This window comes from Curtobacterium sp. VKM Ac-1395, assembly GCF_015350975.1.
In the GTDB taxonomy this organism is placed as follows: domain Bacteria; phylum Actinomycetota; class Actinomycetes; order Actinomycetales; family Microbacteriaceae; genus Curtobacterium.
On sequence record NZ_JADKRX010000002.1, the window covers coordinates 222004 to 247149 of the forward strand.

The window sequence follows — 25146 nt, forward strand, 5'->3', positions numbered from 1 at the left end:
GAACCAGAACCAGAACCAGAACCAGAACCAGAACCAGAACCAGAACCAGAACCAGAACCAGAACCAGAACCAGAACCCGACACCGGCACCCGCATCGCCCGCAGCGGCTCCGCGACGATCTGCCCGACGCGCATCCTCGGGTCGAGCGACGCGTAGGGATCCTGGAACACCACCCCGGTCTCCCGCCGGAACCACCGCATCGCGGCAGCGGAGGCGGACGCGACCACCGGACGACCGGAGGCGGTCACGGTGCCGGCGGTCGGGGCCTCCAGGCCGGCGAGGAGCCGGACGAGGGTCGACTTGCCGGACCCGGACTCCCCGACGATCCCGAGCCGGGCACCGGCCGGGACGACCAGGTCGACGCCGTCGACGGCGGTGCGGATCGGTCCGGGCTCGAAGGGCCCACGGCGGGGCAGTCGGTACGTCCGGTGCAGGCCGACGGCGGTGAGGGCGTCGGTCACGGGGTCCTCCTGGCGGTGGCACGGGCTGCCGCGACGAGCGCCCGTGTGGTGGGGTGCTGCGGCCGGGCGAGCAGGTCGGCGACGGAACCCGTCTCGACGACACGACCGGCGTCGAGCACGACGACGGAGTCGGCGATCTGCGCGAGCACCGCAAGGTCGTGCGTGACGAACAGCAGCGACACGTCCAGGCCGCGCAGCAGGTCGAGGATCCGCGCCTCGGTCGTGACGTCGAGCGCGGTGGTGGGTTCGTCCGCCACGATGAGCTGCGGCGACCCGGCCAGCGCCATCGCGATGCAGATCCGCTGCCGCTGTCCACCGGAGAGCTGGTGCGGCCACTGGCGAAGCAGGGACTCGGGGTCGGGCAGCCCGACCGCGACGGCGAACTCCAGCGCCGCTGCGTCCGCCGCGCGCCGGTCGAGCCCGCGGTGCAGCCGGAGGGGCTCCGCGATCTGCTTCCCGACGCGACGCAGGGGATCGAGGGCCGTGCCCGGCTCCTGGAACACCATCCCGATGCGCGCTCCGCGGTACGCCGCGCGCGCCCGGTCCGGCAGTCCGAGCAGCTCCTCGCCGTCGAGCCGCACCGACCCCGTCACGTCCGCCCCGGTCGGTTCCAGCCCCATCAGGGCCAGGGAGGTCATGGACTTCCCGGAACCGGACGCGCCGATCACGCCGACGCGACCGCCGGGAGGCACGGTGAACGTCACGTCGTCGAGCACCGTCCGCCCCGCGATCCGGACCGACAGGCCACGGACCTCGAGTCCGGTCGCTGCGGCGTTCACGCGGTCACCCCCGGCACGGCGGTGGCGCGCTCGGTGTCGCTCGCGCGGTCGCCGGTGGTGAGCCGCGGGTCGGAGGCGTCGCGGATGGCGTCCCCGAGCAGCGAGAGCGCCATCACGACGAGGGCGATGGCGGCGCCGGGCCAGGTCGCGCTCCACGGGTGCACGCCGATGTAGGGCTGCAGGTCGGACAGCAGGGTGCCCCACGACGCCGTCCCCGATCCCGCGCCGTAGCCGAGGTAGGAGAGCCCGGCCTCGGCGAGGACCGCCGTGGCCATCGCGAGCGACAGCTGCACGGTGAACAGCGGCGCCGCGTTCGGCACCAGGTGGCGCAGCAGCACCCCGCCGGGCCCGACGCCGGAGGCCCTGGCCGCCGTGACGTAGTCGCTCCTGGCGATGCGGCGGATCTCCCCGCGGGCGACCCGGGCGATCGTCACGCCGAACGCCAGTCCGACGGACAGGATCACCACGCCGAGCGAGCCGCCGAACACCGCGGTGAGGAGCATCGCCGTCAGCAGCGTGGGGAACGCGACGAGGATGTCGAGGAGCACGGCCGTGCCCTCGCGGACCCAGCGAACGGTGAGGGAGCCGATCGCGGTGAGCACGATGCCGACGACGCTGGCGATGGCCCCGGAGCCGACAGCGACGAGCACCGTCGTCCTGGTGCCCGCGAGCAGGTAGCTGGCGATGTCGCGACCGATACCGTCGGTGCCGAACCAGTGCGCGGCACTCGGCGGGTCCCACTGGTGGAACGGGTCGGCGCGGAACGGGTCCTGGGGCGTCCAGACGAGCGACACGGCGGCGAGCACCACGAGGAGCCCGAGGACGACCACGGCGAAGACCCCGGTGGGGCGGTGGAGGAGTCGGCGGATGCCGGATCCGGTCATCAGGTGGCCTCCCGCTGCCGGGGGTCGAGTGCGCGGTGCACGACGTCGACCGCGAAGCCGACGACCAGCACGAGCCCGGTCAGCACGAGCAGCTCCGACTGCACCTTCGTGACGTCACGGCGGCCGACGTCGGTGACGAGCATCCGGCCGACCCCGGGGAGCGAGAACAGCTGCTCGACGACGACCGCGCCGACCAGGAGGCCGGCGATCTGCACGCCGAGGACCGCGAGCACGGTCAGCGCGACCGACCCGAGCCCGTGCCGGAGCAGCGCCTGCGTGCGGGTGAGCCCCACGGCCGCGGCGGTGCGGATGTGGTCGGCGTCGAGCACGGAGAGCGTCGCGGAGCGCGTGAAGCGGAGGATGACGGCACCCTCGACGGCGCCGATCGTCAGCGCCGGCAGCACGAGCGACGAGAACGCCCGCCCGGGTTCCGACCAGCCGTCGAGCGGGAAGCCCTGCGTCGGCAGCCAGTGCAGCGTCACGGCGAACAGCGCGACGAGGAGCATGCCGGCCCAGACGACCGGGACCGCGGCGACGGCCTGGGCCACGAACGCGATGATCGCCCCACCGGCGCGGCGACGCAGCACCGCGGCGAGGACCCCGAGCGGGACCCCGAGCACGAGCGCCGCGGCGAGGGACATCCCCGCCAGCGGCAGCGTCACGCCGAGCTTCGCGGCGATCTCCGGACCGACCGCGCCGTTCGTCACGAGGGACCTGCCGAGGTCCCCGGTGACGACGCCGCCGATCCAGTCGAGGTACTGCAGCACCACGGGTCGGTCGAGACCGAGCTGGCGGCGGAGCTCCTCGACCTGCGCGGGCGTCGACTGGGTGCCCGCGACGACCTGGGCGACGTCACCGGGCAGCACGCGGAGCGTGGCGAAGATGATGACGCTCGCCACGAGGAGGCCGACGACGAGCAGGAGCACCCGCCCGATGAGGAACCGGGTCACGGGACGATGCTAGTTGCCCTGCGCGACCGCGAGCCCCGACAGGTCGAGCCGCGAGTTCCCGCCGTCGACCGGGAACCCGGTGACGCCCTTCCGGATCGCCGTGATCTCCGTGGCCGTGTACAGCCACTCGCCGGCCGCGTCCTCGCTGACGATCCGCGCGGCCTTCTTCAGCGCGGCGGCCTTCTCGGACGCGGACGTCGTCGCGACGGACTCGGCGTAGAGCGCCTGCACCCGTGCGTTGTCGTAGCCGAAGTAGTAGTCCGGGTTCGCCCAGTTGCCGAAGTCCCGGGCCTCGACGTGGTCGACCATCGACAGGTCGAAGTCACGGACGCCGGACTTCGGCGCCTGGAACACCGACGACAGCCAGGTGGCGAAGTCGACGCGCTTGACGGTCAGGGTGATGCCGACGTCGGCGAGCTGGGACGTCAGCACGTCCCCGATGGTCGCCGGGTAGACGTTGGCGTAGGTCAGGGTGAGCTTCAGGTCCTGCGCCCCGGCCGCGGCGAGGAGCTCCTTCGCGTTCGACGGGTCGTACGCGTCGACGTCGGTGAGGTCCTCGTACCCGGGGTCGAGCTCGGGGATCGGGCCGCCCTGCTCGACGCCCGTGCCGCCGATGGCCTTGATGAGCGCCTTCGGGTCGATGGCCTGCCGGATCGCCTGGCGGACCCGCTTGTCGGTGAAGGGCGCCTTGGCGTCGTTGAACGCGAGCGTGTACTTGTCGGTCGTCTTGCCGGAGTGCAGCGCGATGTCGGGGTTGCCCTGCAGCTGGCTCTTCAGCGTGCCGTCGACGGGGTTCAGCACGTCCACGTCCCCGTTCGCCATTGCGTTCACGGCCGTCGACGGGTCGGTGATGTACCGGAAGACGATCGACTTGACCTTCGCCTTCGTGCCCCAGTAGTCCGCGTTCCGGGTGAAGGTCAGCGAGTCGCCCTGCTTCCAGTTCGTGACCTCGAACGGGCCGGTGCCGTTCGCGCTGTCCGACAGGTCGTTGTCCGCGGCCTTCTCGAGCACGAGCCCGGCGCGACCGGTCAGGTTGAAGAGCAGGTCCGAGTCCGGCTTCGCCAGCGTCAGCACGACGGTGTCGGACGACGGCGACGCGATGGAGCTGACCCCGGCGAGCTTGGCCGAGTCGACGTAGGAGTCGTTGCCCTTGACCTGCTCGATCGACCAGACGACGTCGGCGGCGGTGACGGGCTTGCCGTCCTGGAAGGTGATGCCCTCGCGGAGCGTGAACGTGTACGTGCGGCCGTCGTCGGAGACCTCGTGCTTCGCCGCCAGCACGTCGCGGATCCCGCCCGTCGCGGTCCGGCCGACGAGTCCCTGGTACACGTTGTCGATGAGGACCTGGTCGAGCGCCGCCCCGGACTGCGTGCGGATGTCGAGGCTGGTCGGTTCGAGCACCAGGCCGACGCGCACGGTCGCGTCCCTGCCGCCCGTGGGCGTCGTCGAGCCGGTGCACCCGGCGAGGGCGACGGTCGCCGCCACGGCGATCGCGGTCGCGGCGAGGACCGAGCGACGGACGTGCTGCCGACCGACGCGGGGGAGGGAGGGGCGCATGGGTGGTGTGTTCCTTCCGGGCGCACGGGGAGCGACGGTCGTCGCGCGCGCTCGGAAGAATCTACCGGCGCTGCGAGCGCTGTTCGACGCCGTACAACAATTGGTTGCGGACGCCCCATTCCCGGATGGCGGCCGCCAGGTCGAGCGGCGCCTGCGTCTGGACGGCGTGCCGGGCCTCCACGGTGACGATGGTCGCGGCCGGCAGCCGGTCGGCGAAGGTCGTGACGAGCTTCGGGGAGACGTAGCCGCGGTCGCCGCGGACGAGCAGGACCGGCACGTCGAGCGACTCCAGGTCCGGCCACGCGTCCGCGAACCGCCCGACGGACGAGGTCCGTCCGGCCGGCAGGTGCGGGAAGTGGTGCCGCCGGACCAGCCGTCCGTCCGCGCCGAGGCGGGTCGTGTGCCGGGCCTCCCGGAGGAGCACCTGGCGGTCGTCCCCGACCCTGGCCTCGACTGCGCGGTCGACGACCTCGTCGAGGTCCTCGAACGGCGGCTCGGACTCCAGCGCCCGCGCGATCCGGTCGACGGCGCGCTGGGCGAAGTCCGGCGACATGTCGACGAGCACCAGGCCGGTGACGCGCTCCGGCGCCGTCGCCGCGATCCGGGCCGCCAGGATCGCGCCGAGCGAGTGCCCCACGACCACGCCGGGCGGCACCGCGAGCGTGTCGAGCGCAGCGAGCACCGCGGGGGCGGTGGCGGACGCCGCGTAGTCGGCGTCGTCCCGCCAGGCCGAGCGCCCGTGGCCGGGCAGGTCGAGTGCGACCGCCGGCTCGCCGACGGCGATCGCCGTCTGGTCGAAGCTGTGGGCGTCGATGCCGAGCCCGTGCAGGTAGACGACCCGGGCCTCCCGGCCGGCGTCCGCGGGGTCCTGCCAGCGGATCGCGGAGACCGCACCGTGTCCGTCGGGTCCCGGCGTGGCCGGGATCTCCTGCCGGGAGGCTCGCAGCGGCTCCGTCACGCCGCTCGCGCGGGCCAGGTCGGGCAGGTCCCGGAACTCGTCGTCGTCGTGCACACGGCCAGTCTCGCACCGCGCGGACTCTTGGCTGGCTTAGGTAAGGCATGCCATACTTCTGGTGTGGCAGCCCGGTACCGTGTGTTCTCCGTCCGCGTGGCAGCCGTGTCCTCGCTCACGCCCCACTTCGTGCGGGTGACGCTCACGGGCGACGAGCTCGGCGCGTTCTCCTCGGTCGGACTCGACCAGCGGATCAAGGTCGTCCTGCCGATCCCCGGGCACGGGTTCACCGACCTGCCCGACGGCGAGGAGTGGTACACGGCCTGGCGTGCCCTGCCTGACGACACGCGGAACCCGCTCCGCACGTACACCGTCCGGTCCTTCCGCCCCGATGCCCGCGAGCTCGACATCGACTTCGTCGCCCACGGTGACACCGGACCAGCGTCGCGCTGGGTCGCCGGGTGCGCTGTCGGCGACGAGCTCCGCATCGTCGGACCCGCCGTGCCGTCCTCCCCGGACGAGCTGCCCTCCGGTGCCGCCGAGTTCGCGCCGGGTGCGGCCAACCGGATCCTGCTCGCCGGTGACGAGACCGCTGCGCCCGCGATCTGCGCCATCCTCGAGGCACTCGACGTCACCACCGTCGGCCACGTCTTCATCGAGGTCCCCACGGACGCCGACCGGCTGCCGGTGACCGCGCCCGCCGGGGTCGAGGTCCGCTGGATCGCCCGCAACGGTGCCTCGCACGGCGTCCGGATGACCGACCACGTGCACGCGTGGGCGTCGAGCGCGGTGTCGCCGCTGTCGACGTCGGGTCTCGTCCCGGTCGCCGGGGCAGGCGTCGTCGGTCCGGGCGTCGCCGGGGCCGCCGTCGCCGGGGTGGACGTCGCCGACGTGGAGCTCGCGGACGTGGACGTCGACCACCAGACGCTGTGGGACGTCCCCACCGCCGAGTCGCACCGTCCCGTCTACGCCTGGATCGCGGGCGAGGCCGCCTGCATCAAGGAGCTCCGCCGCCACCTCGTGCGAGGCGTCGGCCTCGACCGCAAGCAGGTCGCCTTCATGGGCTACTGGCGGCACGGCAAGGCCGAGAACTAGCCCGGTGTCCGCTCCCGCCGTGCCCGCCGTCGGCGCCGTCCCCACGACGGCGCTCGGTGCTCGCGGCCTGACGCTCGCGTACGACGACCGCGTCGTGGTGGACGGTCTCGACGTCGACGTGCCGGACGGCGAGCTCACCGTCATCGTCGGCCCGAACGCGTGCGGGAAGTCCACGCTGCTGAAGGCCTTCGCGCGCACGCTGAAGCCGAGCGCCGGCACCGTGTTCCTGGACGGCGCACCGCTCGGGTCCTACCGCCCCAAGGCGGTCGCGCGCCGCGTGGCGATGCTCCCGCAGACGCCGATCGCCCCCGACGGCATCACCGTCCGCGACCTCGTGTCCCGCGGACGCTTCCCACACCAGGACCTCTTCCACCCGTCCTCCGGGTCCGACCGTGCCGCCGTGCAGCAGGCGTTGGCGCAGACCGACACCGTCGACCTCGCGGACCGCGGTGTCGACGAGCTCTCCGGAGGGCAGCGGCAGCGCGTCTGGATCGCGATGGTGCTGGCGCAGGAGACCGACATCGTGCTGCTCGACGAGCCCACGACGTTCCTCGACATCGCGCACCAGTACGACGTCCTCGAGCTCGCGGCAGCGCTGCACGCGGCGGGCCGGACGGTCGTCGCGGTCCTGCACGACCTGAACCAGGCAGCGCGGTACGCCACGCACGTCATCGCGATGCGCGAGGGCGCGGTCGTGGCGCAGGGCTCGCCGGCCGCCGTGCTGACGGCTGACCTCGTCGAGGACGTCTTCGGCCTGCCCTGCGTCGTCGTTCCCGACCCCGAGACCGGCACGCCGCTCGTCGTGCCGCGTCGCGCGCGCTGAGGCCGAGCTGCGCCGAGTGGTCGGGACGCCCCGCTCGCGTTCGGCGGTCGGTCGCGTTCCGTCGGCCGTCAGGCCGCCGGCCGACGGGTCGTGACCGTTCGGCGGCACGCCGACGGGGTGTCGTGACCAGTCGGTCCGGTGGTGAGATCGCACTTCGTGTCGGGTCGGCTGGAGCCGAGCCGACACGAAAGGCGATCTCAGCGGGGGCGGAGGGGCGGAACGCCCCGCTCACGGTCGGCGAGTGGTCGCGTTCCGTCGGCCAGGAGGCCGTCGGCCGACGGGTCGTGACCGTTCGGCGGCACGCCGACGGGGTGTCGCGACCAGTCGGCGGCACGTCGGCGGGGTGTCGTGACCAGTGGGCGGCGTGCCGACGGGGTGTCGTGACCGGTCTGCGGCACGCCGGCGGGGTGTCGTGACCAGTGGGCGGCGTGCCGGCGAGGTGTCGTGACCGGTCGGCGAGCGGGAGGCGCGGTGCGGGGCCGCCACGAGCCTCCCGTCCGGCGGTCGTGCCGGAACGGTGCTGCGGGGCGAGTGGTCGGAACACCCCGCTCACGGTCGGCGAGGGGTCGCGTTCGGTCGGCCGGGAGGCCGCCGACCGACGGGTCGTGACCGGTCGGCGGCACGCCGACGGGGTGTCGTGACCAATCGGTCCGGTGGTGAGATCGCACTTCGTGTCGGGTCGGCCGGAGCCGAGCCGACACGAAGTGCGATCTCAGCGGGTGTGAAGGGTCGGGACGCCCCGCTCAGGGTCGGCGAGTGGTCGCGTTCCGTCGGCCGAGTGGCCGCCGGCCGACGAGTCGCGACCGGTCGGCGGCGTGCTGGCGGGGTGTCGTGACCGGTCGGCGGGCGGGAGGCGCGGTGCGGGGCCGCCACGGGCCTCCCGTCCGGTGGTGAGCCGGAGGTCAGCGGTAGCCGCCGTCCTCCAGGCCGGCCTCGACCTCGAAACGGTTGCGCAGGGGGTCGCGGCCCGCGGCCGCGTAGAGCACCGGCATGAGCATGCCGTACCGCCGCCACTGCGCCACGTGCACCCGCTCGTGGCGGAGCACCCGGGGGCCGTCGTTGTCGCGTGTCAGGTAGACGGACCCGACGCAGGTGCCGCCACGCCGGAACACCCAGCGCGGCAGCCCCGTGCAGACGATCAGCCCGTCGACGACCCGGACGGGGCCGGTCGACAGGGGCAGCCCGACGGCGAGACCGACGAGCGTGCCGAACAGCCAACCGACCCGCGAGACGGGGGAGTCGAGCAGGGGGTTGCGCACTCGCTACTCCGGGCGGCCGTAGGTCTCGAGCAGGCGCAGCCAGATCTCGTTCATCGTCGGGTAGGCGGGGACGGCGTGCCAGAGGCGGTCGATCGGGACCTCGCCGACGACGGCGATGGTCGCGCCCTGCAGCATCTCGGCGACGTCCTGGCCGACGAAGGTCATGCCGACGACGACCTTGCGGTCCTCGTCCACGACCATGTTCGCCCGGCCGACGTAACCGTCGGCCTGCAGTGCGGCGCCGGCGATGCTGCCGAGCTCGTACTCGACGACGCGGACGTTGAGTCCCTGCTGCTTGGCCTTCTCCTCGGTGAGGCCGACGCTGGCGACCTCGGGGTCGGTGAAGGTGACCTGCGGCGCGGCGGCGTGGTCGGCGGTGGCCACGTGGGCGCCCCACGGCTCGGTGTGCAGCGGGGTGCCCTGGAAGCGGGCGGCGATGGCCTCACCGGCGGCCCGGGCCTGGTACTTGCCCTGGTGGGTGAGGAGCACGCGGTGGTTCACGTCCCCGACGGCGTACAGCCAATCGGTGCCGGTGACGAGCATGGTGTCGTCGACGTCGAGCCAGTCGCCGGCGGTCAGCCCGACGGACTCGAGGCCGAGGTCCTTCGTGTGCGCGGCACGGCCGGTGGCGGCGAGGACCTCGCTGGTGATGACGGTGGTGCCGTCGTCGAGGGTCGTCGTGACCAGGCCGTGCTCGTCGCGGTCGACGCGGGTCGGGTTGACGCCGGTGCGGACGTCGATGCCGGAGGCGCGCATCGCGTCGGCGACGAGCTCACCGGCGAACGGCTCCATGCCGCCGAGCAGACCGTGGCGGGCCACCAGGGTGACCTTCGCGCCGAGTGAGGCCCAGGCGGTGGCCAGCTCGGACCCGGCGACGCCGCCACCGATGACCATGAGGCTCTCGGGGACCTGGCGGGCGCTGGTGCCCTCGCGGGTGCCCCACGGCTTCGCGTCCGCGAGGCCGTCGATCGGCGGCAGCGTGTGCAGCGACCCGGTGACGACCGCGACCGCCGCACGGGCGGTGTGGGTCTCGACCTGGCCGTCGGGGCCGGTGACCTCGAGCGTCTTCGGGCCGGTGATCCGGGCGTGGCCGCGGAGCAGGGCGATGTCGGCGGACTCGAGCCAGGCGACCTGGCTGCTGTCGTCCCAGTCGCTCGTGAACGAGGTGCGGCGGGCCAGCACGGCGGCGGCGTCGAGCGTCCCGGTCACGGCCTGCTTCGCGCCGTCGAGTCGCCGTGCCGCTGCGAGGGCGTGGCCGCTGCGGAGGAGTGCCTTCGAGGGCATGCACGCCCAGTAGGAGCACTCGCCGCCGACGAGCTCCGCCTCCACCACGGCGACCGACAGGCCGCGCTTGTGGGCGTAGTCCGCCACGTTCTCGCCGACAGCGCCGGCTCCGATCACGATGAGGTCGTAGTCCGTCATGTCGCCGAGCGTACGCGGACCGGCATGGCCCCCGCCGAACGGGCTGTGCCCCGGTGGTGATCAGGAGCGGGCCCCGTGGTGATCAGGAGCAGGCACGGTGGTGATCAGGAGCGGGCCCCGTGGTGATCCGCAGCGAGCGTGGTCAGGACTGCCCTCAGGACACGCGTGACGCCGCCGACAGGGCACCGACGGCCCGCAGGATGACGCCCATGTCGTCGACCGCCCGGTCCGGGTCGACGGGGGCGAAGCCGGTGATCGCCGCGCCGACGAGCCGACGGCCGCGGGTCGCCGCCTGGATGCGCTCGACGAGCCCGGCGCCGTCGAGGCCGAACGGCACGGGTTCGAGCAGGCCGTCGACCTCGGACGGGTCGAGGACGTCGAGGTCGACGTGCACGTAGACGGAGTGCGCGCCGGTGGCGTCGACCGCGGCGGCGAGGGCCTCCGGCGTCGCGGCGTCGACGTCGAGGTGGTGGATCCCGGCGCGGGTGACGGCGTTCACCTCGGCGTCCTCCACCCCGCGGGTGCCAGCGAGGACGACGGACCCGGCGGGCACGGTCGGCAGGTCGGGGAAGAGGTCGGCCGGGCGGTCGACCAGCAGCCGGAGCGCCGCGGTCTCGGCGGCGACGGGCTGCGCACGGTTGAGGGGGCGGTAGCCGCTGGAGCCCGAGATCCGCACGAAGGCGGTGCCGGTTGCGAGCGCGACGCTGCCGCCGAGGACACTGGCGCCGTCGCCGCCGATCACGAGCACCGGCTCGCTGGCGATGGCGACCTCCTGTGCGACGCGGTCCGCGACCTGCAGCACCGAGGAGTACCGCGCGACGGCGGTCTCGAGGCGGTCGCCGGCTCCGACCGGGACGTCGACGACGGTGGTGGCGGCGCGGGGGAGGTCGGCTGCGATCGCGGTCGCGCCGTCGCCGAGGCGCATCGCACGCGACGACGCCGAACCCTGCCACTGACCGACGACGAGGAACTGCATGTCCTCATCCTGTCAGGCGGGTCCGGCGTCGTCGCGGATGTCGCTCTCAGACTCGACTAGATCGTCGAGGAGCCGCCCGACTTCAGCGCGGCGAGACGGGCCTCGACCTCGGCGTCGCGGCCGACGTCCTCGAGGCTCTCGAACTGGGCGTCGAGGCTCGATGCCTGGAGTTCCTGCTGGCCGATCACCTTGGCCTCTTCGCGGCGGACCTTCTCCTCGAAGCGTGCGAGGTCGCTCGTCGGGTCGGTGACGTCGATGTTGCCGACGGCGTCGTTGACCTTCGACTGGGCCTCTGCCGTCTTGGCGCGGGCGACCAGGCTGTTGCGCTTGGCCTTGAGCTCCTCGAGCTTCTGCTCCATGCCGGCGAGGCCCTGCTTGAGCTTGTCGACCTGCTCGTTCTGCGTGGCGAGCGGCGACGCGTTGTCCTTGACCTCTTGCTCGGCGGCGATCTGCTTGCCGATGGCGATCTTGGCGAGGTTGTCGAACTTGTCGGCGTCGGCGGACTTGCCCTCGGCGCGGTACTTGTCGGCGGCGACGGACGCGTTGGCGGCCTTCTGGCCCCACTCCTGTGCCGCGCGGATGTCTTCCTCGTTGTCCTGCTCGAGCAGGCGGAGGTTGCCGATCGTCTGCGCGATGGCGCTCTTGGCGTCGGCGATGTTGTTCGTGTAGTCGCGCACGAGCTGGTCGAGCATCATCTGCGGGTCTTCCGCGTTGTCGATGAGCTGGTTGACGTTCGCCCGGACGAGTCCGGAGATGCGACCGAAGATGGACTGCTTTGCCATTGCTGTTCCCTTTCCTGGGGTGGTCTGCTGGGTGTTCGTGGGGGAGTCGAGTGGGCGCTGACGGGTCAGAACCGGCCGCCGCCGGAGAAGCCGCCGCCCCCGCCGCCTCCGCCTCCGCCGAAGCCGCCGCCCCCGCCGAAGCCGCCTCCGCCCCCGCCGAAGCCCCCGCCGCCGAACGAGCCGCCGCCGTAGCTGCCGCCGCGGCCGCCGAGGAGCCCGCCGAGCACGATGCCGGTGACGAGCCCGCCGAGCTGGGCGCCGTTGCCGCCACCGCCCGCGCCGGGCCAGCCGCCCATGTCGTTGCCGGCTTCGTCCATCGCGGCTGCGGCGTACTGCTCCGCCGCCCGGGCAGCCTGGAGTGCCTGCTGTGGGTCGTGGGTGGCGAGCTGCACGGCGTCGTCGAGCGCGCGTTCGGCTTCGGACAGCCGGGTCCGTGCCGTGGGGCCGACACCACCACGGCGCAGCGAGATGAACTCGCGCGCCTGGCTGATGCGGGTGCGGGCGTCGCGCAGGGCGGCGTTCAGGGCCTGCTGCGCGCGCTGCTGCTGCTCCTGCGCGGTGCGGGCGGAGGCCAGGGCCGCGTCGATCTCGGTGTTCGCGCGGGTGAGCGAGTCGACCGCGGCGATCGGGTCCTTCGGGTCGAGCCGTTCGCGGAGGACGGTCTCGGCGGTGACGACCGCGGCAGCGAGCTCGGGGGTGGTCGTGCGCATGGCCCGTGCCGCGGCGACGTCGCCCTGGATGTCGAGGCGCATGGCGTCGACGCGGGCTGACGCTTCGCGGAAGGTGGCCTCGGCACCGGTGGCACTGGCGGTCAGCTGCTGGACCTGGGCCAGGGCGTGCTGGGCGTCACGGACGGCGACGACGGCCTGGCCCCTGTCACCGCTCGCGATGGCGGCGTCGGCGGCCTGGGAGCGTTCGGTGGCGAACGTGAGGACCTCGTGGGCCTGGTCCACCGCATCGGCGACCGAGGCCAGGGTGCGGCCGCCGTACGCCGCGCGGACACGGTCGAGGGCGGTGGCGGCAGCAGCGAGCTCGGCCGGTGCCGCCCGGACGGCGTCGCCGAGGGCCGCAGCGGCGCCCTCGACGCCGTCCTCGAGCGAGCGGAGCTGGTCGAACGACTCCGTCTGCTGCTCGATGGACGCGTGTGCCTGTTCGCAGATCTGGATGATCTGGTTCGACCACTCGGCGCGCTGCTGCGGGGAGTCGGGGATCTCGTCGTCGAGCTGCTGCTGGAACGTGAACGCCCGGCGGACGTCCTTCTTGGCGGCGGCGACGGCCTTGGCGAACGGTTCGGCCGCCTCGGCACCGAACTGGGCGGTGGCGAAGCCGACCTCTTGTTCAGCGGTGCGGAGCTCGTCGTCGATGGTGACGAGTGCCCCACCGGCGGTGCGTTCGAGGTCGGCGAGCGACGCCGCCTGTGCCCGGGTGGCCTCGGCCCGGCGGCGGAGGTTGCGTCGGCGGATGACCAGCACCACGACGACGATCGCGACGACGATGACGAGCAGCGCGATCCAGAGCCCCGTCAGGTTCGCGGGCTCCTGGCTGTCGCCGAGCCCGGTGGCGAACGCGGTCGCCGCGCCGGCCCAGTCGTTGTCCCGGAGCTTCGGGATGAGGTCGTCGTTCACCGCGGACTGCACGTCCGACGCGGAGATCGAGGTCTCGTTCGTCTGCTGGACGTCGTACGTGCGCGCCTGGGTGGCGATGGAGAGCAGGATGCCGTTGGAGTCGATCTGGTTCTGCGACATGGTCGCGTCGCCCCAGGCGGTGTGGTCGGTCGGGTCGGTGAACTCCGGCACGAACACGACGTAGAGCTGCGTGTCGGTCTGGTCGGCCAGGTCCCGGACCGCGCGTTCCACCGAGGCCTGTTGCGCTCCGGTCAGGGCGTCGGCATCGTCGAGGACGTAGGCGCCGCCGAGGTCGACCGGTGCGGTCGCCTGCGCTGCCGTCGCCGGTGCCACGACCAGGAACGCCGCGACGAGGGCAGCGGCGACGCGCGCCGCCCACCGCCCGGACGTCCCCCTGTCCGTGCTCGACCGCCTGGTGTCCGATCCACGCTGGACCGCTCGCATCCGTTCTCCGTCCGTCCGGCAGCGCCCGCGCCCGCGGCCCGGGAGGCCCGGTGTGCCGCGGAGGGAGCGCCGTCGCCCGAAGTGTATCCAGGCAGCGCACGCGTTCCCCCAGAACCACCATGCCTGTGGACAGACTGCGTCGGGGGACGGGATCTGTCCCCCGACGAGGGGTACCATCGGCGCAAGTGACCGTTTCGACGACGAAAGGGGTCTGCAGATGGAACGAACGATGAACACCGAGGTCGTCCCGTTGGAGGACGGCTTCCACCGGGTGTCGACACCGGCGAGCGGCGTGATCGGCTTCGTGCGGGAGCACAACGGCCGGTACGAGGTCCTGCGGGGACGTGTCCGTCAGGCCACGCGGTCCGAGGGCCAGTACTCCACGATGAACGTGGCGCTGATCGCGCTCACGCACGCCTGATCGACGCCACGGTGCACCCGAGGCACCGTGCCGCACACGGGGCGCCGCCAGCGATGGCGGCGCCCCGTGTGCGTCCGTGGGTGACCACCTGCCCACGTACGCTGCGGGCATGGGTGAGCGGAGCCTCCAGGCCGTGACGGTGCGCCTCGCGCACCAGGGGCGGTCCCGTGCAGCCGACCGGGAGGCCCTCCTCGCGTCCACCGCGGAGCTCACCGGCGCGGACCCCGCGTCCACCGCCGTCGGCCGCCGGTGCGCGCACTGCGGCAGCGACACGCACGGCCAGCCCTGGGCGACCGTGCACGGTGTCGCCGTCGGGGTGAGCCTGTCCAGGACGCCCGGGGTGCTCGCCCTCGCGGTGGGGCCCGTCGGTCTCGGCGTCGACGTCGAGCGCGTCACCCGGGTGGCCGCGGCGCCGCTCGACGCGTCCACCCCGGGGGAGCACGCGCGGTACGGGGCCGACCCCGTCCGACTGGCGGCGTGCTGGGCGGCGAAGGAGGCGGTGCTGAAGCGGGACGGCCGCGGGCTCCGTGTCGACCCTGCGGCCGTCGACGTCGACCTCGACGCGGGCACCGCCGTGCTCGACGGCGCCGTGCACCGGGTACGGGTGCTGCACCTCGACGACGACCTCGTGCTGGCCGTGGCGACCGACACCGAGCGGATCGTGCTCGACGACCAGCGCGAGCGCTAGCGCTGGCGCGTCGGCAGCTCCGGGACGCCCGGCTCGTCGATCCACGGCGCCAGCACGGCCGCGATCTCGCTCGCGCTGCGGTCGGCCGCGTCGGCGAACGCGTCGTGGACGTCCTCGGGCGTGACCGTGCCGTGGCGGTGCCGGTCGGTGACGGTGCGGAGCCCGGCGAAGAAGGCATCGTCACCGACCGTCCGCCGGAGGGTGTGCAGGGCGAGGGCCCCGCGCTTGTAGACCCGGTCGTCGAACAGGTCCGCCGGGCCGGGGTCGGCGACGACGAGGTCCTCGGGCTGGTCGAGCAGGCCCGCCCGTGCCCGCGCTGCCAGGTCGTCCGCCGTGTCGCCGCCGCGGTGCTCGGACCAGAGCCACTCGGCGTGGCAGGCGAAGCCCTCGTGCAGCCAGATGTCCCGCCAGCGCCCGAGGGTCACCGAGTTGCCGAACCACTGGTGCGCGAGCTCGTGGGCGATGAGCCGGTCGGTGCCGTGCTCGCCGTCGACGTGGTTGCGGCCGAAGACGGCGAGTCCGTGGGCCTCGAGCGGGATCTCGAGTTCGTCGTCGGTGACGACCACGCCGTACGCGGGGAACGGGTACGGGCCGAACCGGTCGGCGAAGAGCGCGAGCATCTCCGGCACCTGGCCGAAGTCCGTCTTCGCGGCCGCGGTGAGGTCGGCGGGGTGGTGCACGGTGACCGGGACGCCGGCGCCGGCGTCGCGGAGCGTGTGGGTGCGGTAGCGGCCGATCTGCACGGTCGCCAGGTACGTCGCCATCGGGTCGGTCGTGGCGTACGTCCACCGGGTGCCGCGGCCGGCGCGCTCCCTGCCGAGCAGCTCCCCGTTCGCGACGACGTCGTAGCCGGACTCGCAGGTGATCTCGAAGCGGTAGGTGGCCTTGTCGTCCGGGCGGTCGTTGCACGGGAACCAGGACGGGGCGCCGGTGGGCTGTGACGCGACGATGACGCCGTCGGTGAGTTCCTCCCAGCCGATCTGGCCCCACGGGCTGCGGAGCGGTCGCGGGGCGCCCTTGTACCGCACGTGCATCGTGAACGGGTCACCCGGGGCGATCGGCGTCGCCGGGGTGACCGTCAGCTTGTGCACGCCCGTCGACGCCTTGCGGGCCCGCTGCCCGTCGACGTCGACCCGGTCCACACCGAGCCCGTGCAGGTCGAGCACGACCTTGTCGAGGGCGGTGACGGCGGTGGCGGTGATCGTGGCCTCGGCCTCGAGGCGGTTCGTCGACACCCGGTAGTCGAGGCGGAGCTCGTAGTGCGACGCCCGCCACCGTCGGTCGCCGTCGTGCGGGGTGTACGGGTCGGCGTCGGCGTGCTCGGTCGGTGCGGGGTTCATCGGCTTCACGGTGCCGGTCAGTCTGTCACGGGGTGCGGCACCGACCCGGCGGCGACCGGTTCCGCTGTCCGGGAGACGCCGTCCTCGGGCACGACCCACGGGGCGATCGGGTTGCCGGCCCACCGGGTGCCGCCCGGGACCTGCTCACCACGCATCACCAGGGACGCCGGGGCCACGGTCGCACCCGCGCCGATGCCGGCCGCCGGCAGGATCACGCTGTGCGGGCCGAGTGTGCCGCCACGTCCGAGCCGGACCTGGTCGAGCTGCATCACCCGGTCGTGGAACAGGTGCGTCTGCACGACGGTCCCGCGGGCGATCGTCGCGCCGTCGCCGATGCTGACCAGGTCGGCCTCGGGCAGCCAGTACGTCTCGCACCAGACCCCGCGGCCGATCCGCGCCCCGAGGCTCCGCAGCCAGGCGGCCAGCGCCGGCGTGGCGACGGCCTGCTCGGCGAACCACGGTCGCGCGACGGTCTCCACGAACGTGTCCTGCACCTCGTTCCGCCAGACGAACGACGACCACAGCGGGTGCTCCCTGGCGGTGATGCGCCCGACGAACACCCACTTCGCCACCGTCGACACCACCGCGGCCACCGCACCGGCGACGACGAGGACCACCGCCGCGAGGAGCACCGTCCAGCCGAGCCCGACCGACGACCACAGCGCCAGCAGGGTCCCCCCGACGCCGAGGGCGATCGCGCCGGACACCATCGGGGCGACCAGGCGCAGCAGCTCCCAGCAGCCGCGAGCCACCCGCAGCCGACGCGGGGGCCGGAAGGTGCGCTCCTCGTCGAAGGTCGTCGCCGCCCGCCGCAGCCGCACCGGGGGCGACCCGAGCCACGACGACCCGCGCTTGGCCTTCCTCGGCACGGCGGAGAGCACCGCGACCAGGGCCTCACGCGGCACCGACCGCCCGGCACCCGTCATCCCGCTGTTGCCGAGGAACGCCCGACGCCCGATCTTCGACCGACCGATGGTCATGCGTCCGCCACCGAGCTCGTACGTGGCGACCATCGTGTCGTCCGCCAGGAACGCCCCCGACGCGATCTGCGTCAGCGACGGCAGCAGCAGCACCGTGGAGATCTCCGTGTTGCGCCCGACCCGCGCCCCGAGCAGCCGGAGCCACAGCGGCGTCACCAGGCTGGCGTACAGCGGGAACAGCAGCGTCCTGGCCGCGTCGAGCACCCGCTCGGTGCACCACGCCTGCCAGCCGATGCGGGAGCGCACCGGGTGCCGACCCTCGTCGAGCCCGATGCCGAGCAGCCGGACCACGGCGACGACGAGCCCCGCGTACACGAGCCCGGCGACCAGGGTGGCGACCGGCACGGACACCAGGGCCCGTGACAGCGCACCGCCGAGCGTCGGCGCCCGTCCCACCAGCACGACGACCACGGCCAGCCCGGCCGCGACGCCCAGGACGGGCAGCCCGGCCACGGCGACGGACCCGGCCCCGTACGCGACGAGCCAGCGTCGACGGGACGGGGGACGAGCCTCCCGGCCGTGCCGAGCCGACCCGACGCGCTCCGCCGGTGACCCCGCCCAGCGCGCGCCGGGGACCACGACACCGGTGACTGCGGAACCGGCCTCGACCTCGGCGCCGTCGCCGACCACGGCACCCGGCAGGAGCGTCGACCGGCTGTGCACCACGGCGTCCGCACCCACCTGCACCCGACCCAGGCGGAAGACGTCACCGTCGACCCAGTGCCCGGCCAGGTCGACCTCCGGTTCGATCGACGCCTGCTTGCCGATCGTCAGGAACCCCGTCACCGGGGGCAGCGTGTGCAGGTCCACGTCACGGCCGATCGTCGCGCCGAGCGCCCTGGCGTAGTAGCTGATCCACGGGGCACCCGCCGTCGACGGGCCGTCCACCGCCTCCGCGATCCGCTCCGCCAACCACACCCGCACGTGCACCGAGCCACCACGGGGGTGGTCACCGGGACGGACACCGACGAGCACCAGCCGCACGAGCAGCACCGTCAGCGCCATCTTCCCCACCGGGGTGACGAACACCAGCAGGGCCACCACGAGCGCCGGCACGGGCAGCACCGGCAGGAACGGCAGCGTCGTCGCGTGCAGGACCCCCGCGACGAGCGCCGTCCACGTCAGCACCCGCAGGCCCCGGAGCAGCTGCACGGGGAGCCCGAGCAGCGTCATCGCCAGCCCGGTCGCCCGCGGGGTCGGCCGCACGTCCCGCTCCGCCGCGGCCACCGGACCCGACGCGTCCAGGGCGTCCGCGAGCGCCCCGATCCTCGGGTGGTCGTACACGTCCGCGACCGTCGTCGTCGGGTACCGCTCACGGATCGCCGACACCAGCTGCGCCGCCGTCAGGGACCCCCCGCCGTGCGCGAAGAAGTCGTCATCAGGGCTCGCGACCGGCACGCCCAGGATCGCCGCCCACCGCTCCGCGATCCACGCCACCGTCGGCGGCAGCGCGGCCCCGCCGTCCTCGGCAGCCAGCGGCCACGGCAGCGCCGCCCGGTCGACCTTGCCCGACGTCCGCGTCGGCAGCTCGTCCACGACGGCGAGCAGGGGCACGAGCGCCGCCGGCAGCTCCTCACGCAGCCGCGCGTTCGCCGCCTGGACGTCGACCGAGCCGCCGGCGACCGGGGCCACGTAGCCCACCAGCACCTGGTTCCCCGCCGGCGTCCGCTGCACCACGGCCGCCCCACCGGCCACCCCGTCGAGCGCCTGCAGCGCCGCGTCGATCTCCCCGAGCTCGATCCGCCGACCCCCGAGCTTGACCTGGTCGTCCGCACGCCCCTGGAACACCAGCCCCTCGGGGTCGTACCGCACCAGGTCCCCGCTCCGGTAGGCCCGCGCCCACCCGAGCTCCGGGAACGGGGCGTACTTCACGGCGTCCTTCTCCGGGTCCAGGTACCGCCCCAGCCCCACACCGCCGATGACCAGCTCCCCGACCTCACCCGGCGCGACCCGCTGCCCCGCGGCGTCCACGACCGCCAGGTCCCACCCGTCGAGCGGCAACCCGATCCGCACCGGGGCACTGCCGTCGAGGAGGGCCCCGCACGCCACCACCGTCGCCTCCGTCGGCCCGTAGGTGTTCCAGACCTCCCGGTCCCGACTCGCGATCCGCGCCGCGAGCTCCGGCGGGCACGCCTCGCCCCCGAAGACCACCAACCGCACCTGCTCCAGCGCGTCGTCCGGCCACAGCGCCGCCAGCGTCGGGACCGTCGAGACCACCGTGATCCCGCGCACGATCAACCACGGACCCAGGTCGACGCCCGTCCGCACCAGCGACCGGGGCGCCGGCACCAGACACGCACCGTGCCCCCACGCCAGCCACATCTCCTCGCACGACGCGTCGAACGCGACGCTCAACCCCGCCAGCACCCGGTCACCGGGACCGATCGGCGCCCCCTGCAGGAACATCCGCGCCTCGGCGTCCACGAACGCCGCCGCCGACCGATGCGTCACCGCGACGCCCTTCGGCACCCCGGTGGACCCGGACGTGAAGATCACCCACGCGTCGTCGTCCTGCGTCGGGAGGTCGGCGCTCGCCGCGGGGTCGACGACCGGCGACGGCGGAGCGTCCGCGTCGGCGGTGTCGGCGTCGGCTTCCGTGTCGGCGGCGGGCCGCAGCACGCCGCCGGCGCCGATCACGCCCACGACCGCGGCTTCGCCGAACACCAGCGTCGCCCGCTCCTCGGGGTCGTCGGCGTCCACGGGGACGTACGCCGCACCCGCCGCCAGCACCGCGAGGACCGACAGGTACAGGTCACGGCCACCGGACGGGATGCGGACGCCGACGCGGTCGCCCCGACGGACGCCGCGGCGGGCGAGGTCGTCGGCCCGCCGGTGCACCTCGGCGAGCAGCGAGCGGTAGTCCAGGGCACCGTCCGGGTCCTCGAGCGCGAGCGCGTCGGGGTGCATCGCGGCGGTGGCGGTGAGGACGTCGAGGAGCGTCCGGGCCGGGGGAGCAGCGTCCCCGCGGGCCAGTTCCGACTGCGGGTTCCCGGTGGCGGTGGTCATCGAGTCCTCTTCCCGGTCGCGTGCAGGACGACCGGCCCGTGATCCTAGAGGGCCGAGGTGTCCTGCTCGGGAACAGCGGTGTCGAGCGCCGCGCGTGCCGCGTCGAGCGAGGCGGCGATCCCGATCGACACGTCGAGGTCGTGCACGGGGGACTCCGTGCGCCCCTCCGCGACGTACTGGGCGAGCGCCGCCGCCTGCCAGACGAGTCCCTGTCGGCCCTGCAGCCCGGTCGGCTCCTGCCAGTGCTCGGCGTCCGCCCCGTGGTGCAGCGCGAACGAGGCCGGGAACACGAAGTGGTCGGTGTACCGGATCGTCGCGGTGCTGCCGGCGATGGTGGCCAGGCCGGGGGTCCACGCCGTCATCGACGTGGTCGCGACGGCCTGCGCGCCGCCGGTGGCCGTCGACACGGTGACGGACTGGAGGTCCACCCCGCCGTCCGAGACCGCTCCCGTCGTGCGGCTGGTCACCGGGGCGCCGACGGCGAACCGGGCGAACCAGTGCGCGTAGACGCCGGCGTCGAGCAGCGCGCCGCCGCCCTGCGCCGGGTCGAACATCCGGTCGGTGGGGTCGGGGTCGTGCGGCCAGCCGACGTCGACGGACGCCAGGTGGACGGTCCCGAGGGCGCCGTCGGCGAGGAGCCGCGCGATGACCGTGGTGCCGGGCAGGTAGCGGGTCCACATGGCCTCCATCGCGAGGACGCCGGCGGCCCGGGCGGCGGCGGCGAGGGCCCTGGTGTCGGCCTCGGAGGTGGTCATCGGCTTCTCGACGAGGACGTGCTTGCCGGCGGCGATCGCGAGCAGGGCGTGCTCGAGGTGCTGCGGGTGCGGTGAGGCGACGTAGACGACCTGCACGGCGGGGTCGGCGACGAGGGCCTCGTACGAGGCGTGCGCGGTGTCGATGCCGTGGCGTGCGGCGAAGGCTGCTGCCCGGTCGGCGGAGCGCGAGCCGACCGCGACGACGCGCTGGTCGGAGTTGGCGTGCAGGGTGCTCGTGAAGTCGTCGGCGATCTGCCCGGGCCCGATGACGCCCCACCGGAGCATCGTCCCGCCGCGCAGCGCCGCCACTTCCGGCTGAGGAAAGAGGAACGTCATCCGCCGACGCTACCGTCCCGGCATGACGGAACGCTCGTCGAAGACGGCACCTCGGGGGATCAGTCGCGGCCTGCCGCGACATCGATCGCGGCCGACTGAGCAAAGCGAAGACGCCCGCCTGATCGGGAATGTCACTGTGCCCCCAGGAGGATTCGAACCTCCGCCCCTGCCTCCGGAGGGCAGTGCTCTATCCCCTGAGCTATGGGGGCCCTGGGTGACAACAACCGTAGCAGGTCCGAGCGGGCGGCCTGCACCGCTGGCCGGGTGCGCGGTGCCCGGGCCGACGGAGGTCGGTTCCCGTCGAGCACGTTGACGGATCTGGTCAGCGATCGTCGGGGATCGGGAACCAGATCCGTCATCTCCGAGAACGGGAACGGGCGACCCGTCCGGCAAGAGGGAGCCAGCCCGCCGGAGAGATGGCAGGTGTCAGCCCGCGGGGGTCGCGCTGGAGCTCGGGGACGCGGACGACGTCGGCGCGACTGCCCGGCGTGCGGCGTCGAGCACGGGCTGGGCGGACCCGGGTTCGGTGAACAGGGACGAGGACGTGGTGATCCAGTACGGGTCCGGGAAGGCATCGGCACGTCCGACGCCGTCCCGCAGCGCGAAGTACCCCTCCACCGTGTAGGTCGGCACCGAGCCGCCGCGCTCGAACAGGGCGTCCTTGAGTGTGGTGAGCGACTTCTCGGGCAGGTGGGCGACGGCGAGCGTGACGGTGACGGAGCGGTCCCCGACCTGCCGGAACACGCACACCCGACCGCGTTGCCGGGCGATGGTCGCGGCGGCGGACCGTGCTGCCGGTTCGGCGTCGGTGTCGAGCTCGAAGCGCTTGCCGTAGACCGCCAGGGCGGACTCGGGGAGCAGTTCTGCACAGCGCTGCGTGACGGGCGTGCCAATCGTGCCGGTGGTCGACGTCGCGCCGGGCGACCGCGTGGGGGAGTCGCTGCCGCCACCGGTGCAGGCGGCGAGCACCAGGGCGGCCGGGACGGCGAGTGCGGCGACGACGATGGCCCGTGCGGATCGGCGGGAGGTCATGCGGCCATGATGCTGCATGCCGCCCGGTAGACTCGTCTGCCGTGACTCCTGCTGAACTCTCCGCCGCGTACCTGTCGATCCTGACCGGGATCGTCGAGCGACGAGGGGCCGCGGACACCGTGACCGTCGAGCAGTCGCACGTCGCCCTGGAGCGCCCGAAGAACCGCGCCCACGGTGACTGGGCGTCGAACGCGGCCATGCAGCTCGCAAAGCGCCTCGATACCAACCCGCGCGAGCTCGCGACGGAGATCGCCGGCGAGCTGAACGAGCTCGACGGCGTGGACTCCGTCGACATCGCCGGCCCGGGCTTCATCAACATCACGCTCGAGGCCGCCGCCGCCGGCGAGGTCGCCCGCACCATCGTCGAGTCCGGCGAGGCCTTCGGGCGCGGCGACCTGTACGACGGCGTGCGCATCGACCTCGAGTTCGTGTCCGCCAACCCCACGGGACCGATCCACATGGGCGGCGTCCGCTGGGCAGCGGTCGGCGACAGCCTGGCCCGCGTGTTCCAGGCGCAGGGCGGTCTCGTCACCCGCGAGTACTACTTCAACGACCACGGCAGCCAGATCGACCGCTTCGCCCGGTCGCTCGTCGCCTCGGCGCTCGGCGAGCCCACGCCCGAGGACGGCTACGGCGGCGCGTACATCCCGGAGATCGCGGCCCGCGTGCTCGCGACCTTCGACGGCGACGTGCGCGACCTGCCGCGGGACGAGGCCCAGGAGCTGTTCCGTCGCGAGGGCGTCGAGTTCATGTTCGCGGACATCAAGCAGTCGCTGCACGAGTTCGGCGTCGACTTCGACGTCTACTTCCACGAGAACGCGCTGCACGAGTCCAAGGCCGTCGAGCGCGCCATCGAACGGCTCCGTGAGAACGGCCACATGTACGAGGCCGAGGGCGCCGAGTGGCTCCGCACGACCGACTTCGGCGACGACCGCGACCGCGTCGTCATCAAGTCCGACGGGGAGCCCGCCTACATCGCTGGCGACCTGGCCTACTACCTCGACAAGCGCGAGCGCGGGTTCGAACGCAACCTGATCATGCTCGGCGCCGACCACCACGGCTACGTCGGCCGGATGATGGCGATGTGCGCCGCCTTCGGTGACGAGCCGGGCACGAACCTCGAGATCCTCATCGGCCAGATGGTCAACCTGCTCAAGGACGGTGAGCCGATGCGCATGTCCAAGCGCAACGGCACGATCGTGACGATGGAGGACCTCGTGGACGCGGTCGGGGTCGACGCCGGCCGCTACGCCCTCGTCCGGTTCGCCAGCGACACCGCGATCGACATCGACCTCGACCTGCTGACCAAGCGCACGAACGACAACCCCGTGTTCTACGTGCAGTACGCCCACGCGCGCACGCAGTCCGTCGCGCGGAACGCCGCCGCCTCCGGGGTCGACCGCTCCGTGTTCGACGCCTCGCTGCTCACCCACGAGGCCGAGAGCGCACTCCTCGGCGCGCTGGCGGAGTACCCGAGCGTCGTCCGCCGTGCCGCCGAGCTGCGCGAGCCGCACCGGATCGCACGGTTCATCGAGCAGCTCGCGGGGCTCTACCACCGCTGGTACGACGCCTGCCGCGTCACGCCCCTCGGTGACGAGCCCGTGACGGACCTGCACCGCACGCGCCTCTGGCTCAACGACGCGACCGGGCAGGTCGTGCGCAACGGCCTCGGACTCCTCGGGGTGAGCGCGCCCGAGCGCATGTAGCGCGCCGGTCCTCCCGGCTGTCTGACGGTGGGCCCTGGCAGGGTGGGACGTATGTCCGCAACCACCCCCGCCCCGAAACAGCGCCACCGCGGCCGCACCACGGCGATCGTCCTGGTCAGCGTCCTGGTGGTGCTCGCCGTGCTCGTGGTGGTCGCCGAGTTCGTCCTGCGCGGCGTCGTCGACCGGCAGGTCGCCCAGCAGGTCGAGCAGTCGCTGCCGGACGGCACCACGGGCTCGGTCGACGCGCACGCGAAGGGCGTCATCATCCCGCAGCTCCTCGGCGGGTCCCTCGACGACGTCGACATCCACTCGAAGCGGATCACCGTCGACGGCATCCCGCTGGCGGCCGACGTCACGGTGCACGACGTCCCGCTCGACGGCGCCGGTGCGGTGCACGACGTCGACGGCACGGTCACCCTGGCCTCGTCGAGCATCAAGGACCTGGCGAAGTACAGCCCGCTGTTCGACCGGATGTCCCTGGTGGACGGCGGCGTGCAGCTCTCCGGCACGACCGCGGTGCTCGGCTACCAGATCTCGTACCTGGCACGCGGGTCGGTCGTCGCGCAGGACGACGGCCGCGGCATCACGATCACCCCGAAGACCGTGCGGATCACGAACTCGTCGCTTGACCTCGACGTCGGCGCGATCCCCGGCGTCACGAACACCCCGGTCCCGGTCTGCACGGCGCGGTTCCTGCCCCAGGACCTCCGCGTGCGGTCGCTCGACGTCACGAAGCAGCAGGCGACGGTGCGGATCGTCGCCGACGAGCTCCCGCTGAGCGAGCGCGGCCTGCAGACCACCGGACGCTGCTGACGCGGGTTCTGCACAGGTCGCGTCACACGAGCCGGGAGGCCCGGTGCGGCTCGGTAGGAT

At 73.4% G+C, this 25146-nt stretch carries 21 protein-coding genes and 1 tRNA gene; 6 read left to right on the forward strand and 16 right to left on the reverse strand.

From position 1 onward, the window contains the following. The 6 genes from ITJ68_RS05740 to ITJ68_RS05765 form a co-directional block, all read right to left on the reverse strand. Positions 1-461, reverse strand: a 461-nt coding sequence (locus ITJ68_RS05740) for an ATP-binding cassette domain-containing protein (protein ID WP_194660354.1), incomplete at its 3' end; no start/stop codon positions are given. Then, positions 458-1240, reverse strand: a complete 783-nt coding sequence (locus ITJ68_RS05745; protein WP_194660355.1) for an ABC transporter ATP-binding protein — start codon at positions 1238-1240, stop codon at positions 458-460. The genes ITJ68_RS05745 and ITJ68_RS05740, both read right to left, overlap by 4 nt. Next, the gene (locus ITJ68_RS05750; RefSeq protein ID WP_194660356.1) at positions 1237-2124 is read right to left on the reverse strand and encodes an ABC transporter permease; all 888 of its coding nucleotides are present in this window, start codon (positions 2122-2124) and stop codon (positions 1237-1239) included. The genes ITJ68_RS05745 and ITJ68_RS05750 overlap by 4 nt, the downstream gene beginning before the upstream one ends. Beyond that, positions 2124-3074 (reverse strand): ABC transporter permease, encoded by a 951-nt coding sequence (locus ITJ68_RS05755; protein WP_194660357.1) that lies wholly within the window; start codon positions 3072-3074, stop codon positions 2124-2126. Before ITJ68_RS05755 ends, ITJ68_RS05750 begins: the two co-directional genes overlap by 1 nt. A 9-nt stretch (positions 3075-3083) precedes the next feature. Beyond that, positions 3084-4631 carry an ABC transporter substrate-binding protein gene (locus ITJ68_RS05760; protein WP_194660358.1) on the reverse strand — a complete coding sequence of 516 codons (1548 nt, stop codon included), beginning with the start codon at positions 4629-4631 and terminating at the stop codon, positions 3084-3086. A gap of 61 nt (positions 4632-4692) precedes the next feature. Then, positions 4693-5643 carry an alpha/beta fold hydrolase gene (locus ITJ68_RS05765; protein WP_194660359.1) on the reverse strand — a complete coding sequence of 317 codons (951 nt, stop codon included), beginning with the start codon at positions 5641-5643 and terminating at the stop codon, positions 4693-4695. Positions 5644-5706: 63 nt separating this feature from the next. Between ITJ68_RS05765 and ITJ68_RS05770 the strand changes: the two genes are divergently transcribed. Together ITJ68_RS05770 and ITJ68_RS05775 are read left to right on the forward strand one after the other, a co-directional pair. Beyond that, positions 5707-6678 (forward strand): siderophore-interacting protein, encoded by a 972-nt coding sequence (locus tag ITJ68_RS05770; protein ID WP_323743232.1) that lies wholly within the window; start codon positions 5707-5709, stop codon positions 6676-6678. Positions 6679-6697: 19 nt separating this feature from the next. After that, complete coding sequence (locus ITJ68_RS05775) at positions 6698-7501, forward strand: ABC transporter ATP-binding protein (protein WP_323743233.1); 804 nt, start codon at positions 6698-6700, stop codon at positions 7499-7501. A gap of 902 nt (positions 7502-8403) precedes the next feature. Here the strand turns inward: ITJ68_RS05775 and ITJ68_RS05780 are convergent. From ITJ68_RS05780 to ITJ68_RS05800, 5 genes are all read right to left on the reverse strand, one after another. Further along, on the reverse strand, positions 8404-8760 hold the full coding sequence (locus ITJ68_RS05780) for a Fe-S oxidoreductase (RefSeq protein WP_194625470.1): 357 nt from the start codon (positions 8758-8760) through the stop codon (positions 8404-8406). 3 nt (positions 8761-8763) lie between these two features. After that, entirely contained in the window at positions 8764-10182 is a 1419-nt protein-coding gene (locus ITJ68_RS05785; RefSeq protein WP_194660362.1) for a dihydrolipoyl dehydrogenase family protein, read from the reverse strand. 154 nt (positions 10183-10336) lie between these two features. Then, on the reverse strand, positions 10337-11158 hold the full coding sequence (locus tag ITJ68_RS05790; RefSeq protein ID WP_194660363.1) for an arginase family protein: 822 nt from the start codon (positions 11156-11158) through the stop codon (positions 10337-10339). A 56-nt stretch (positions 11159-11214) separates the two neighbouring features. Then, on the reverse strand, positions 11215-11940 hold the full coding sequence (locus ITJ68_RS05795; protein WP_194660364.1) for a PspA/IM30 family protein: 726 nt from the start codon (positions 11938-11940) through the stop codon (positions 11215-11217). A gap of 65 nt (positions 11941-12005) precedes the next feature. After that, on the reverse strand, positions 12006-14009 hold the full coding sequence (locus ITJ68_RS05800; RefSeq protein WP_194660365.1) for a TPM domain-containing protein: 2004 nt from the start codon (positions 14007-14009) through the stop codon (positions 12006-12008). A gap of 217 nt (positions 14010-14226) precedes the next feature. Between ITJ68_RS05800 and ITJ68_RS05805 the strand changes: the two genes are divergently transcribed. Continuing rightward, positions 14227-14430: a hypothetical protein gene (locus ITJ68_RS05805; RefSeq protein WP_071274881.1), complete on the forward strand. Its 204-nt coding sequence runs from the start codon at positions 14227-14229 to the stop codon at positions 14428-14430. 109 nt (positions 14431-14539) lie between these two features. Next, the gene (locus ITJ68_RS05810) at positions 14540-15118 is read left to right on the forward strand and encodes a 4'-phosphopantetheinyl transferase family protein (RefSeq protein WP_194660366.1); all 579 of its coding nucleotides are present in this window, start codon (positions 14540-14542) and stop codon (positions 15116-15118) included. Here ITJ68_RS05810 and ITJ68_RS05815 read toward each other — a convergent pair. From ITJ68_RS05815 to ITJ68_RS05835, 5 genes are all read right to left on the reverse strand, one after another. Next, complete coding sequence (locus ITJ68_RS05815) at positions 15115-16458, reverse strand: M1 family metallopeptidase (protein ID WP_194660367.1); 1344 nt, start codon at positions 16456-16458, stop codon at positions 15115-15117. The two genes, ITJ68_RS05810 and ITJ68_RS05815, sit on opposite strands and share 4 nt — an antisense overlap. A gap of 17 nt (positions 16459-16475) precedes the next feature. Continuing rightward, entirely contained in the window at positions 16476-20444 is a 3969-nt protein-coding gene (locus ITJ68_RS05820; protein WP_194660368.1) for a Pls/PosA family non-ribosomal peptide synthetase, read from the reverse strand. A 44-nt stretch (positions 20445-20488) separates the two neighbouring features. After that, positions 20489-21535, reverse strand: a complete 1047-nt coding sequence (locus ITJ68_RS05825) for a Gfo/Idh/MocA family protein (RefSeq protein ID WP_194660369.1) — start codon at positions 21533-21535, stop codon at positions 20489-20491. Between the two features lie 137 nt (positions 21536-21672). Beyond that, positions 21673-21744: transfer RNA gene (locus ITJ68_RS05830), tRNA-Arg, on the reverse strand. 217 nt (positions 21745-21961) lie between these two features. Then, on the reverse strand, positions 21962-22567 hold the full coding sequence (locus tag ITJ68_RS05835; protein ID WP_194660370.1) for a hypothetical protein: 606 nt from the start codon (positions 22565-22567) through the stop codon (positions 21962-21964). A 41-nt stretch (positions 22568-22608) separates the two neighbouring features. Here ITJ68_RS05835 and argS point away from each other — a divergent pair, with 41 nt between their 5' ends. Next, the gene (gene argS / locus ITJ68_RS05840) at positions 22609-24273 is read left to right on the forward strand and encodes an arginine--tRNA ligase (RefSeq protein WP_194660371.1); all 1665 of its coding nucleotides are present in this window, start codon (positions 22609-22611) and stop codon (positions 24271-24273) included. A 51-nt stretch (positions 24274-24324) separates the two neighbouring features. Next, positions 24325-25086 (forward strand): LmeA family phospholipid-binding protein, encoded by a 762-nt coding sequence (locus tag ITJ68_RS05845; protein WP_194660372.1) that lies wholly within the window; start codon positions 24325-24327, stop codon positions 25084-25086. Positions 25087-25146 lie beyond the last annotated feature (60 nt).